This window comes from Streptomyces sp. NBC_01635, assembly GCF_045209715.1.
Lineage (GTDB): Bacteria > Actinomycetota > Actinomycetes > Streptomycetales > Streptomycetaceae > Streptomyces > Streptomyces hirsutus.
Map to the genome: position 1 here is coordinate 4,068,490 of NZ_CP109277.1, position 11,802 is coordinate 4,080,291.

Annotated in this window: 11 protein-coding genes and 2 pseudogenes; 2 read left to right on the forward strand and 11 right to left on the reverse strand. The window is 71.5% G+C overall.

From position 1 onward, the window contains the following. Positions 1 to 33: 33 nt before the first annotated feature. The 4 genes from OHB56_RS18835 to OHB56_RS18850 all read right to left on the reverse strand — a co-directional run bounded on the left by OHB56_RS18835 (position 34) and on the right by OHB56_RS18850 (position 4,441). Positions 34 to 576 carry a PepSY domain-containing protein gene (locus tag OHB56_RS18835; RefSeq protein ID WP_406354583.1) on the reverse strand — a complete coding sequence of 181 codons (543 nt, stop codon included), beginning with the start codon at positions 574 to 576 and terminating at the stop codon, positions 34 to 36. 341 nt (positions 577 to 917) lie between these two features. Beyond that, the gene (locus OHB56_RS18840; protein ID WP_406359140.1) at positions 918 to 1,709 is read right to left on the reverse strand and encodes a response regulator transcription factor; all 792 of its coding nucleotides are present in this window, start codon (positions 1,707 to 1,709) and stop codon (positions 918 to 920) included. A 507-nt stretch (positions 1,710 to 2,216) separates the two neighbouring features. Next, complete coding sequence (locus OHB56_RS18845) at positions 2,217 to 3,665, reverse strand: sensor histidine kinase (RefSeq protein WP_406354585.1); 1,449 nt, start codon at positions 3,663 to 3,665, stop codon at positions 2,217 to 2,219. Further along, on the reverse strand, positions 3,662 to 4,441 hold the full coding sequence (locus tag OHB56_RS18850) for a response regulator transcription factor (RefSeq protein WP_406354586.1): 780 nt from the start codon (positions 4,439 to 4,441) through the stop codon (positions 3,662 to 3,664). The genes OHB56_RS18845 and OHB56_RS18850 overlap by 4 nt, the downstream gene beginning before the upstream one ends. A 724-nt stretch (positions 4,442 to 5,165) precedes the next feature. Between OHB56_RS18850 and OHB56_RS18855 the strand changes: the two genes are divergently transcribed. Together OHB56_RS18855 and pdxH are read left to right on the forward strand one after the other, a co-directional pair. After that, positions 5,166 to 5,543: a hypothetical protein gene (locus OHB56_RS18855; protein ID WP_406354587.1), complete on the forward strand. Its 378-nt coding sequence runs from the start codon at positions 5,166 to 5,168 to the stop codon at positions 5,541 to 5,543. Between the two features lie 121 nt (positions 5,544 to 5,664). After that, positions 5,665 to 6,351, forward strand: coding sequence for a pyridoxamine 5'-phosphate oxidase (gene pdxH, locus OHB56_RS18860; RefSeq protein ID WP_406354589.1), 687 nt, complete (start codon positions 5,665 to 5,667; stop codon positions 6,349 to 6,351). On the opposite strand, the gene OHB56_RS18865 is transcribed toward pdxH, so the two are convergent. The 7 genes and pseudogenes from OHB56_RS18865 to OHB56_RS18895 form a co-directional block, all read right to left on the reverse strand. Continuing rightward, on the reverse strand, positions 6,341 to 7,006 hold the full coding sequence (locus OHB56_RS18865) for a TetR/AcrR family transcriptional regulator (RefSeq protein ID WP_406354590.1): 666 nt from the start codon (positions 7,004 to 7,006) through the stop codon (positions 6,341 to 6,343). The genes pdxH and OHB56_RS18865 overlap by 11 nt on opposite strands. Beyond that, complete coding sequence (locus OHB56_RS18870; RefSeq protein WP_406354592.1) at positions 6,994 to 7,728, reverse strand: enoyl-CoA hydratase family protein; 735 nt, start codon at positions 7,726 to 7,728, stop codon at positions 6,994 to 6,996. Before OHB56_RS18870 ends, OHB56_RS18865 begins: the two co-directional genes overlap by 13 nt. Continuing rightward, entirely contained in the window at positions 7,725 to 7,859 is a 135-nt protein-coding gene (locus tag OHB56_RS18875; protein WP_406359142.1) for a hypothetical protein, read from the reverse strand. Before OHB56_RS18875 ends, OHB56_RS18870 begins: the two co-directional genes overlap by 4 nt. A 21-nt stretch (positions 7,860 to 7,880) precedes the next feature. After that, positions 7,881 to 8,102 (reverse strand): annotated as a pseudogene (locus tag OHB56_RS18880) (AMP-binding protein); the annotation flags it as partial. Then, positions 8,081 to 9,406, reverse strand: coding sequence for an RNA-guided endonuclease InsQ/TnpB family protein (locus tag OHB56_RS18885; protein ID WP_406354593.1), 1,326 nt, complete (start codon positions 9,404 to 9,406; stop codon positions 8,081 to 8,083). The pseudogene OHB56_RS18880 and the gene OHB56_RS18885, both read right to left, overlap by 22 nt. Positions 9,407 to 9,594: 188 nt before the next feature. Beyond that, positions 9,595 to 10,332, reverse strand: a pseudogene (locus OHB56_RS18890) (AMP-binding protein); the annotation flags it as partial. Positions 10,333 to 10,539: 207 nt separating this feature from the next. Next, positions 10,540 to 11,748, reverse strand: coding sequence for an acyl-CoA dehydrogenase family protein (locus tag OHB56_RS18895; protein WP_406354595.1), 1,209 nt, complete (start codon positions 11,746 to 11,748; stop codon positions 10,540 to 10,542). Between the last annotated feature and the right edge of the window lie 54 nt (positions 11,749 to 11,802).

Here is an 11,802-nt window from a genome sequence, read left to right on the forward strand (position 1 = left end):
TTCTCGGGTTCAGGACGGATTCGGAAATCGCGGTTACTTGCTCGGCGTGACGCCTTCGCGGATTGGACCGCCGTCGTCGTCATCGTCGTCATCGTCGCCGTCGCCGTCGTCATCGTCGTCGTCGCCGTCGTCATCGTCGTCGTCGTCGATGTCGTCGCCGCTCCCGCCCGTGCCGGTTCCGGTTCCGGGGGAGGTGCTGCAGTCGTCGGAGGCCGTGGCGGCGGCACTCTTGACGATCTCGCCGGTGGCGGCGTCGAGCGTGACCCGGATCGGGCCCTTGCCCTGGTCGATGGTCACTTTCCAGACGGTGCTCCCGTTCTCCTGGGTCAGCGCCACCTCGGTGATGCGGCCGTCGCCCATCTTCTGGATGACCGCGTCGGTGGCCCCGGCCACGGTGCTCACCGCGAGCCCCGACGTCCCCTGCGCCCCGAGCCCCGCCGCCTTGTCCGCCCGGACCTGCACGGCCGATTCCCGTGCGGAGGACCCCTCCGTCACCTCACTGCCCATGGCGATACCGGCGCCGCCCACCATGATTCCGCTCACCACGATCGCTGCGATCGCGTTCCTCTTCCGCATGGTCGATCCCTCCACGTCGATGGATGTGACAACAGCGAGTATTGGGCCGGGAGGACGGGAATCCCGGGCGCTGACCGGAACCTTGGTGAAGCGCTCGCGGAATCTTGTTGCTCTTAACTCCCTGCTGGCTTTTCCTTATCCCTTTGCTCGGGATCTCGCCGAAGGGCGGCTCGGCGGCTCGGCCTGGATCGCCACCCGCTCGCGGTGTCGGTTTCCGTCTCCGTGTGCCCGGAAGCCAGGAGGCGGGCGAACCGCGTCCCCTCGGGAGCGTGGTGACCGCGCGAGCCTCGGGCTCGTTCGCCTTGCCGGGAGTTATGCGGGCGGTCGGGTGTCGGTCCCGGTCATCGGCTGCTGTCGCTCGCGGGGTGGGGAGGCGTCGGTCCGGCGGACGTGCCGCTGCCCGAGGGCACGGCCAGGCGGAATCCGACCCCGTGGAGGGTGGTGATCCAGGACGGGTCGCCCAGCTTGCGGCGCAGTGCCGCCACATGCACGTCCAACGTCCTGGTGGGGCCGAAGAAGTGAGGCCCCCACACCTCGTCCATGATCTGCCGGCGGTACCACACCGCACCGGGGTCACCAGCCAGACAGACCAGGATGCCGAACTCCTCCGGCGTGAGCGCGAGTGATTCCTCGCCGACGGCGACCTCCCGGGTACGCCGGTCGATGGTCAGCGGACCGACGTGCTGGACGTACGGCGTCGCGGGAGCCTGATGCCGCGTGGGGGCGGGGGAGGAGACGGCGGACGGCGCCGCTGTGCCGCCGCTCGACGAGGAGGGGCAGCGAGGAGGGGTGCGGCGGGTGACGGCCCGGATGCGGGCCACCAACTCCCTTACGCCGAAGGGTTTGACGAGGTAGTCGTCCGCCCCGACCTCCAGGCCGGCGACACGGTCGGTCTCCTCGCTCCGGGCGGTGATCATGATGATCGGCACGGCGGAGCGGGAGCGCAGCGTCCGGCAGACGTCGATGCCGTCCATGTCGGGGAGTCCGAGGTCGAGCAGCACGAGGTCGGTCGTGGGCGCCACCAGGGCGGTGGCGCCCGTGGCGGCCCGGTCCACCGTGAAGCCGTGGCGGTTCAGCCCTTCGGTCAGGGGCGCGGCGATCCGGTCGTCGTCCTCGACGAGCAGCAGCCGCACGGCGGGTGAGGCACCCTGGGCCCGCTCTCCGTTTCCCTCGGTCCCGGCTCCGGGTGACGCCTCCGTGCGCGGAGGGCCGTCGAGTGCGGGTGACGGCGCGTGCGGGCCGATCCGCTCGTCCTGCGGTGTCGGTGGCGTGGAGCGGTCGGATCCTGGGGGCACGGCTTTCTCCTCGGCAGGCTGAGGCTGAGGGCGCGGACGTTCGCCCCACCGCGGGGAGGCCACGGGACGCACGCCGAGTGATGGCAACGACCTTACGGCCGACAGCGGCCGGGCTGGTCCAGCGGTTCGCCAGCAAACAGTTAACGGGCGGCCAATGTTCAGAGGCGGCGCGTGATGGGCGCCGATCGATTCTTCGGGGCGGCCGGGCGGTCGGGAGGGCGTTGCGGAGCGCGACGTCGGCGGACCGGTGGCGCGCAGCCGGGAACCGACGGACCTCCACCTCTCGCAGGAGCTGGGGTACGGCGACGCCGGGCACGTCTACTCGTACGTGGTCGAGCCCGTCGGTCAGAACGCCGACACCGGTGCTTTGCGCGCCGCGGAGCGCGGACCGCGGTTCGGCGCGAGGCGAGGTTCCCCGGCAGGCCTCAGCCGGACGACCGCGTCAAGGCCGCCGCCGGGCGCGGCGTCGAGGACCACGTCACCGCCGCCGGCCCGAATGAGCTGCTGAACAATGGGCAGGCCGAGTCCCGTGCCCTCGTGGTAGGAATCGGCGGCCCGCCAGAAGCGGTCGAAGGCACGCCGGCGCTCGGCCTCGGTCATGCCGGGGCCCTGGTCGATCACATGCAGCTCGACGCCGGATGTCCGCGGGCCGCCGGCGAGCGTCCTGGCCAACGTGATGGTGGTCCCCGGCGGCGAGACCCGTAGCGCGTTGGAGAGCAGGTTGTCGACGACCTGTTCCAGGGCGCCGGGGATCGCCCACACGTGGCCGGCCTGCTCTCCGGTCACGACGATGTCGACGTAGTGCTCGGCGGCGAAGGCGGCCCAGGTGACCGCACGGTCGGCGACGACGGCGTCGAGGTCGGTGGCCTCCGGAGTGCTCGCGGAGTTCTCCAGTCGGGCCAGGGCGAGCAGCCCCTGCACCATGCGACCGAGCCGTTCCACTTCCCCGACCGCCTCGTCGAGGCTGTCGTGAGCGCGCGGGTCGAGGTAGGGCTCGAAGTTCTCCAACCGCAGACGCAGCGCGGTCAACGGGGTCTTGAGCTGGTGGGATGCTTCGGAGGCGAACGCCCGCTGGGCGTGCAGCAGATGCTGCAGCCGCATCGCGGTCCGCGAGAACGTGGAGGCGAGACGGCGCAGTTCGGGCGGTCCCTGAGTGATGAGGGGAGGGTCCTTGAGGCTGCCGTCGGCGAGTTCGGCGGTGGCGCGCTCCAGGGCCCGTACGGGGCCGGTGACCCAGTGGGCCAGCGCGAAGGCGATCGCCGCCACGGCGATCAGCACGCCCAGGCCGATGAGGGCCAGGGTCATCCACGTTCCTTGGATCCTCGACGTCAAGGGGGCGACCGGGTAGGAGACGCGCACCACGCAGCGGACGGTGGTTCCGGAGGAGCCCGGCACGGTGACGGTGAACGCGTCGCCGTCCACGGCGCGGTCCTCGCGGGTCGTGGACATGGACCGGTCGCGCAGGGCGGTGGCGATGTCGGGCTCGGCGGACAGGTCCGTTCCGGCGGCGACGGCGTCGTGCGAGTCGGCGAGCACTCTGCCGGTGTCGTCCACGACGACGACACGGCCGCCGTTCTCCCGGGCGAAGTCGGCTGCCAACGCCGGCACTTCGGCCGTCGCCCGCCGTTCGACCCTGACCTCCAGGACCTGCGCCAGCAGCTCGGCCGAGTGCCGTCCGTCCCCGGTGAAGCGGGAGATCTCGCCGCGGGCGTAGAAGTAGCCGAGCGGCACTTCCAGGCCGAGCAGGACGAGCATCGTGAGGCTGAGGTAGCTGAGCAGGAGACGGCGCGTCACCTGACGCCCCAGGGGGACGCCTGCCACACCGGAACGGCCGGTTGGGGGCCGACGGGCGACTGGAGGCCGACGGGCGGCTGGAGCCGGAACCCCACCCCGCGGATGGTGTCGATCCAGGCGGAGTCACCGAGCTTGCGGCGCAGGGCGGCGATGTGCACGTCCAGCGTCTTGGTCGGGCCGAAGTAGTTCGGATGCCACACGATGTCCAGAATGTGCTGCCGGGTGCAGACGGCTCCGGGATCGTCGGCCAGGCAGGCCAGCAGGTCGAATTCCTTCGGCGACAGCGCGATCGGGGTCCGGTCCAGGTGTACTTGGCGGGTTCGACGGTCGATCGTCAACGGGCCGATCCGCTGGAGGCAGTCGGCCGGCTCGGCCGGTCCCCCGGCACCCGGCCCGGACAGGGACGGACCGGCTACGGTGGACGCGGCCTGGGCACGGCGGGTGACGGCCCGGATCCGGGCTATGAGCTCCCTGACTCCGAACGGCTTGGACACGTAGTCGTCGGCGCCGATCTCCAGGCCGAGGACCCGGTCGACCTCATCGCTCCTCGCGGTGATGATGATGATGGGCACCTGGGAGCGGAGCCGGAGCGCCCGGCACACTTCGATGCCGTCGATGTCGGGCAGTCCCAGGTCCAGCAGGACCATGTCGGCCTCCCCGGCGGCAAGCCCCTCCCTCCCGGTGCGGGCACGGTCGACGGTGAACCCGAAGCGGTTCAGCCCCTCCACCAGCGGACCGGCCACCCGGTCGTCGTCCTCGATCAGCAAGACACGCATCGGCAGACTCACAAGTCCTGAGCAGTGGCGGTGAAGCGGGCGTGATCAGGCGGCAGGACCGCGGGGCCTCCGGCGAGGCCGCCACCCTCGAGTACGCACTGGAGGTGCTCCACGTTCAGACAACGCGGCGGGCGGTCGTTCTCACCGCGGTGCGAAGGGGTGCGGCCGGGGCTCGGCGACGACCGGTCCACGCTGCCGGGCGTGGCCGCCCGGCTGGAACGGGCCCGCAGCCAACGCCGTCGACAGCCTCATCGGTGCGCTTCGCGGGCCGACCGACAGCCTGACCGGAGACGGCAAGGCGTTGGCCGTTCCTTAACTATCCGCTGTCATAACGCTGTCCCGTCCTCGCCAACGGTCTCCTAGGGTGTGGGACGAACCCGGTCGGGCATCCTCCGCGAAGCCTCACCGCTTCAACGGACCGCCGGACAGCGGCCTTTCCCCGACCGAGAGAAAGGACACCGTGTCACCCGACCCCGAAACCGGATCCTCGTGGTCCACGACTGCCGACGCGGCCCACACGCCCCATCCGCATTCACGTCAGGACGACCGAGCTGCGGCAGGCGAACCGTTCGATTTCGCAGCCACCAGTGGCGAAGCCTTCGTCATCACCGGACTTCCCGGGCCGCCACCCGTCGATACCGCGGTCTCCCCCTCGGCACCGGGCCCCCTCGACGACCAACCCGACGAGGACCGAGCCGGGCTGTGGGACCGGCTGGGCGACCGCATGGCCACCGCCGTCACCGCCGCCGCCGCGGGGCTCGTCCTCCTCGGCGCTCTCTTTGTCATGTCATTGATCACCGATGGCATCACGTTCACCTCCGGCAAGACACAGCCCGCGGGAGAGAACACCTCGATCGTGAACCCTCCCGGCCAGAACACACAGCCTGAGGGATCAGCCACTCCCGCAGCACCCCCCATGACTGCCGCTCCTTCTCCCTCGGATCTCCCGACAGACCCAGAAACAGGCAACAGCGTCCCGCCCGGCGACGGCAAGGACGACGACCATGACGAAGACGAGGAGGCCGAAGAGGACAAGGAGGACGAGGAAGACGACGACGAGGACGAGGACGAGGACGAGGACGAGGACGACGAGGACCACTAGGACGACAGACAGATAGACGGCGGCCCGCACGCTCGGACCGCGCGGCCGACTGCAAACGTCCCGGGCCGGACGGCAAAGTCCGGCTGGAGCGCCGTGGACAGCGTTCCCGCAGGATCCGCGTATGCGGCAGGATGACAGCGTGACCCACCGCGACGCCGCTCCCCCCGATCTCGCCTCGATGCGCAAGCAGTACCGGGCCGAGGGGCTTTCCGAGACCGAGCTGGCCGCCACTCCCCTGGAGCAGTTCGCGCGCTGGTTCAAGCAGGCGGCGACGGAGGGCGGCCTCTTCGAGCCGAACGCGATGGTCGTGTCCACGGCGGACGCCCAGGGCCGGCCCAGCTCCCGCACGGTGCTGCTGAAGCACTTCGACGAGCGGGGGTTCGTGTTCTACACGAACTACGACTCCCGCAAGGGGCGTGAGCTGACCGGGAACCCGTACGTCTCGCTGCTGTTCCCGTGGCATCCGATGGCCAGGCAGGTCATCGTCACCGGAGTCGCGCGGCGCACCGGCCGGGACGAGACGGCCGCCTACTTCCGCACCCGGCCGCACGGCTCGCAGCTGGGCGCGTGGGCGAGCGGCCAGTCGTCGGTGCTGGCCGACCGTGCGGACCTGGACGCGGCGTACGCGGAACTGGCGGCCCGGTATCCGGAGGGCGAGCAGGTGCCGGTCCCGCCGCACTGGGGCGGCTTCCGGGTGACCCCGCAGGCGGTGGAGTTCTGGCAGGGCCGCGAGAACCGCCTCCACGACCGCCTGCGGTACGTGGCGCGGCCCGACGGCGGCTGGCGGGTGGAGCGGCTCAGTCCGTGAGCCTTCGGCCCAGCACCTCGTCCAGCAGGGCCGCCCACTGCCGTACCACCCGTTCGCGCCGGGCCGCGTCGTCGGTGAGGAGGGTGGCGAGGCCCAGGCCGCGGGCCATGTCGAGGAAGCCCTGGACGGTCTCGCGGACGCCGGGGCGGGTCTCGTCGGCGGCGAGGAGGTCCACGGCGACGCGGTGGCTCTCGCGGCCGATGCGGGATTCCAGCTCGGTCACGCGGGGCCGCAGCTGCTCCTCGTTGGATGCGGCGACCCACAGGTGGAGGGCGGCGCGGAACAGAGGCCCGGTGTAGAGGTCGATCAGGGCGGTGACCGCCGCGCGGCGGTCGCCGGCGGTGGTGCCGTCGGGGAAGAGGGCGCGCAGGGCGGTGGAGCGTTCCTCGGCCACGTACTCCACGGCGGCCGTGAAGAGGTCCTCGCGGGTCGGGAAGTGGTGCTGGGCCGCCCCCCGGGAGACGCCCGCGCGTTCGGCGACGACGAGGACCGTGGAGCCCACCCAGCCGTGTTCGGCGAGGCAGGCCACGGCGGCTTCCAGGAGGCGCTGCCGGGTGGCCCGGCTGCGGTCCTGCTTGGGGACGCGTTCGGCACGGTCGGCACGGTCGCTTCGATCGCTGCGGTCACTGCGGTCGGTCGTGCTCAAACCGTCCATTCCGGATCCCGTCGTTCGAGGAAGGCCGTCATCCCCTCGCGCGCGGTGGCGGAGGAGAAGAGGCGGGCCGAGAGCGCGGTCAGGTCGGCGGCGTCCCGGTCGAAGGTCTCCAGCACCCTAGTCGTGAGCAGCCGTTTCGTCTCGGCCAGGGCCTCGGGGGCGGCTCGGCGCAGGCCGTCGAGGACGGGGGCGAGGACCTCGTCGACGTCCTCGCCGTACGCGGTGAGCAGGCCGGTGCGGACGGCTTCGGCGGCGTCGAGGCGCTCCCCGGTGAGGTAGTAGCGGGCGAGCGCGCGCGGGTCGGTGCGGGGCAGCAGCGGCAGGGAGATGACGGCGGGGGCGACGCCGATGCGGACCTCGGTGAAGGCGAACGTGGCCGTGTCCGAGGCGACGGCGATGTCGCAGGCGCCGAGCAGTCCGAGGCCGCCCGCGCGGACGTGCCCGGTGACCCGCGCGACGACCGGTTTCGGGAGTTCGAGCAGCTGCTTCAGCAGGCCGGTGAGGTCCTGAGGTGCCGGCGGGTCGCGCAGGTCGGCGCCCGCGCTGAAGGTGTTCCCGGTGTGCGTGAGCACGACCGCGCGGACGCCGCCGTCCCGGCCGGCGTCGGTGAGCGCGTCGGCCAGCTCGGCGACGAGGGCGGCCGACAGGGCGTTGCGGCGCTCGGGGGCGTCGAGGCTGAGGGTCTCGACGCCCCGCGCGCGCGTGCGGCCGATCAGGGTCACGAGGGCTCCCCGGACCGCGCCCTGAGTTCGCGGCGCAGGATCTTCCCGGAGGCCGCGCGGGGGACGGCGTCGAGGAACGTGACCTGGCGGACCCGCTTGTACGGGGCGACGTGTTCGGCGACGTGCATCATGACCTCGCTCTTTGTGAGTCCGGGGGCGGCGGCGCTGATGACGTGATTCAGGGAGCTGAGGTCGTACTCGGTGACCAGGGGGTGCTTGGCGAGGGCCTGCACGATGGGCGGAGCCACGTACAGGCCGGTGATGCGGTGGTTCTGGATGGCCGCCAGGAACGTCTCCAGGTCGAAGCGCGGGAGGACGACGACGGTGGCGCCCATGCACAGGGGTGCGTTCATCAGGGCCGTGAGGCCGTAGATTTGACATCCTCCCCCTCTTGAAAGAGGGGGATTCCAACCCGGGTGGGTCGAGGTTCACGGGCGCTCGAGCGGATGGTGGCCGCTGTCACCCCTCCGGCACCGGCTGCCCGCCGGGGGCGGGGAATCCCACCCTGTCCTGCCGCGACGTTGACCGCTGCGTTCTCATCGGCGTTGCAGGTGAACCCGCAGGACACACAGACGAACTCGGCTTGGCTCTTGCGCGAGTTCTTCTCGATCCACCCGCAGGCGCTGCACCGCAGCGACGTGTACGGGGCGGGCACATCCTCCACCCGCCCGGGAGCCTTCTCCCCGGTCCGGCGGCGCAGCAGGCCCCAGCCCTGGGCGAGGATCGCCCGGTTCAGTCCGGCCTTCTGCCGCACCCGTGTACCGGGTTGCTCGATGGTCCCCTTCGCCGAGCGGGTCATGGTGGTGATGTTCAGCTTCTCGAACCGGATCAGACGGTAGGTGCGGGCGAGCATGGTGGAGGTCTTCTCGCACCAGTCCTTGCGCCGGTCCGCCTCCCGGGCCTTGATCATGGCCACCTTCGCGTACTCGGCGGCCTTGGCCTCGCTGCCCCTGGGGGCGCGGGCCGCCCGGCGCTGGTGCTTGCGGACCCGGGCCCGCTCGCGGGTGGTGAGCCGCGGGCAGTTCAGCCTTTGCCCGTCGGAGAGGGCGGCGGTGATCGTCACGCCCCGGTCGATACCGACGATCCCGTCCGTGCCGGGCGCCTCGATGGGGTCGGGGATGATCGCGAAGGCGATGTGCCACTGCTGGTTGCGGAAGGTGACCCGGAACGTCTTCGCGGCGGGCAGCCCGGTGCGGGTGAGGCGGAAGCGGACCCAGCCGCAGCCGGGCACCTTCACCCGCGCCCAGCGCCGGTTCAGCCTCTGCACCACCACTGAGCGGCCCATGACCTGCCTGCCCTGGGCGTTCAGCTTCGGCGAACCGTCCGGATGCGACTCCAGCACGCGGTCGGTGCCAATCACCCGGAAGCCCTCATGCACATGCTTCCTGCGCCAGGTCGGCTCGCCGAACCCGGAGGCGAACCGGGCGTTCTTGGCCCTGGCGAAGTCCTGCAGCGCCTGCTGCTGCACGTCCGCGTTCCCGGCACGCAGCCAATCGTTCTCCCGCCGGGCCTCGGTGAGCTGACGGCACTGCTCGGCGAACCCGGGAGCGGACCTGCGCCCCGGTTTCCAGTGCGCGGGCTGCTCAACGGCCAGGTTCCACACGTACCGGGCGTGCGCGCAGTGCCCGAGCATGACGCCCGCCTGCTCACCCGTCGGGTACATCCGGAAACGTGACATGCCGCCCAACCTAGCCCCGTCCCTCGCTCGCCTCTTCGCCTCCCACCAGGCTCACTCGAACGAGCGACCGACCCCCGCCACCACCCCCGGCCACGCACCATCGCACCCCTGCCCTGACCGAGCCCGCCACCGTCCTCTTCCGGGACGCCGGATCGCCCCGAAGGCGATGCGGCTCCTCCTGCCCAGCTCCGCGGGAACGGGCATGCATCCCGGCCCCGAAGGACCGGGCACCCTGCCCGGCAAGAGAGGTGGAAGAACGGCAGCACGGCGAGGATGCGGTCGCCGGGTCCCGTGGTGATCAGCGGTTCGAGCTGGGCGAGGTTGGTGGCGATCTGGCGGTGCGTGAGCATCACCCCCTTGGGGGTGCCGGTGGTGCCGGTGGTGCCGGAGGAGTACGGCAGGGCGGCGACGTCCTCGGCGGGGTCGATGGCGACCTGCGGCTCGGGGGCGGTGGAGGCCAGCATGTCGATCAGCGAGCGGTGGCCGGGCGCGCTGTCGCAGACGAGGATCTCCTCGACGCCGCCCGCGAGTTCGGCCGCCCTGCGCGCGGTCTGGAGCAGCGGGGACACGGTGACGATCCAGCGGGCCCCGGAGTCCGCCAGCTGCTTGCCGAACTCCTCGGCGGTGGCGAGCGGGTGGACGGTGGTGACCGAGGCGCCCGCGCGGGCGGCCGCGTAGAAGGCGAGCGGGAAGGCGACCGTGTTGGGGCTGTGCAGGGCGAGCACGTCACCCTTGCGCACGCCGGCTTCGGCGAGAGCGGCGGCGACGCGCCGGTGGAACCGGTCCACCTGCTCGTAGGTGAGGGTGGTGCCGTCGGTTCCGTCGATGAGTGCCGGGGTGCTCCCGAACTCGGCGGCGCGCGCGAGCACCGCGTCGTGGATGGGGAGATCGACGGGTGGAACGTCTGCGTACTCGCTGCGGAACATGGTTCCTCCTCGCACGACGCTGTGCCGGTTCGGTACGACTCGGTATTCGGTATTCGGTACTCCTGGATGTGCCGTGACGCCTCTCGGTACTACTGGTTACTGCCGGTTTCAGCACTGCTCGGTGCTGCCCGGTGCTGCCCGGGACCACTGGCATTGCCGGCGCTACCGGTACTGCCGTCCCGCCCCGCCGGTGAAGGCCCCTGCCCCTCAGTAGGACTTGGGCAGGCCCAGGGTCTGGTGGGAGACGTAGTTCAGGATCATTTCCCGGCTCACCGGGGCGATCCGGGATACCCGCGCGGCGGTCACCAGCGAGGCGAGGCCGAACTCGCGCGTGAGGCCGTTCCCGCCGAGGGTGTGCACGGCCTGGTCGACGGCCTTCACACAGGCCTCGGCGGCGGCGTACTTGGCCATGTTGGCGGCCTCGCCCGCGCCGACGTCGTCGCCGGCGTCGTAGAGGTGGGCGGCCTTCTGCATCATCAGGCGGGCCAGTTCGAGCTCGATGTGCGCCTGCGCGAGAGGGTGCGCGATGGCCTGGTGCGCGCCGATGGGCGCCTTCCACACCGTGCGGTCCCGCGCGTACTCGACGGCCTTGGCCAGGGCGTAGCGGCCCATGCCGATCGCGAAGGCGGCCGTCATGATCCGCTCGGGGTTGAGCCCGGCGAACAGCTGGAGCAGACCCGCGTCCTCTCCCCCACTGCCGAAAGCGTGGGAGGGGCCCCCACCGACCAGGGCGTCGGCGGGCAGCCGTACGTCGTCGAGGGTCAGCTCGAACTGCTTCTCGGCGGCGCTGAGTTCCATGTCGATCTTCCGGCGCTGGAAGCCCTCGGTGTCGCGCGGGACGATGAACAGGCAGGGCTTGAGCCGTCCGGTGCGGCCCTCTTTGACGGACACGGTCTCGGTGCGGCCGACGACGAGGGTGGCGTCGGCGATGTCGACGCCGGAGACGAACACCTTGCGGCCGGTGAGCAGCCAGTCCCCGGTGTCGGGGTCGCGGCGCGCGGTGGTCGTGATGCGGTGCGCGTTGGAACCGGCGTCGGGTTCGGTGATGCCGAACGCCATGGTGCGGGTGCCGTCGGAGAGACCTGGCAGCCACTCCCGCTTCTGCGCCTCGGTGCCGAAGCGGGCGATGACCGTGCCGCAGATGGCGGGCGAGACGACCAGCAGCAGGAGCGGGCAGCCGGCGGCGCCCAGCTCCTCCAGGACGATGGACAGCTCGGCGATGCCGCCGCCGCCACCGCCGTACTCCTCCGGCAGGTTGACGCCGAGGTAGCCGAGCTTGCCGGCGTCCGCCCAGAGTTCCCTGGCGGGCACGCCTTCTTCGACGGTCCGGGTGAAGTAGGCGCGGCCGTAGCGGTTGCCGAGGGCGGAGACGGCCGCGCGGAGGGCCTTGTGCTCTTCGGATTCGATGACGGGCATGAGCGCTCCTGGGGGAAGGGCTTCACGTCGGGTGGAAACTGTGCTCGCGGCGGA

Bases quoted from the DNA above. Each gene is read 5' to 3' on its own strand.
- OHB56_RS18835 (WP_406354583.1), bottom strand. From the start codon at position 576: ATGCGGAAGAGGAACGCGATCGCAGCGATCGTGGTGAGCGGAATCATG.
- OHB56_RS18850 (WP_406354586.1), bottom strand. From the start codon at position 4,441: ATGCGTGTCTTGCTGATCGAGGACGACGACCGGGTGGCCGGTCCGCTG.
- OHB56_RS18855 (WP_406354587.1), top strand. From the start codon at position 5,166: ATGGCCACCGCCGTCACCGCCGCCGCCGCGGGGCTCGTCCTCCTCGGC.
- pdxH (WP_406354589.1), top strand. From the start codon at position 5,665: ATGCGGCAGGATGACAGCGTGACCCACCGCGACGCCGCTCCCCCCGAT.
- OHB56_RS18865 (WP_406354590.1), bottom strand. From the start codon at position 7,006: ATGGACGGTTTGAGCACGACCGACCGCAGTGACCGCAGCGATCGAAGC.
- OHB56_RS18875 (WP_406359142.1), bottom strand. From the start codon at position 7,859: ATGATGCACGTCGCCGAACACGTCGCCCCGTACAAGCGGGTCCGCCAG.
- OHB56_RS18885 (WP_406354593.1), bottom strand. From the start codon at position 9,406: ATGTCACGTTTCCGGATGTACCCGACGGGTGAGCAGGCGGGCGTCATG.
- OHB56_RS18895 (WP_406354595.1), bottom strand. From the start codon at position 11,748: ATGCCCGTCATCGAATCCGAAGAGCACAAGGCCCTCCGCGCGGCCGTC.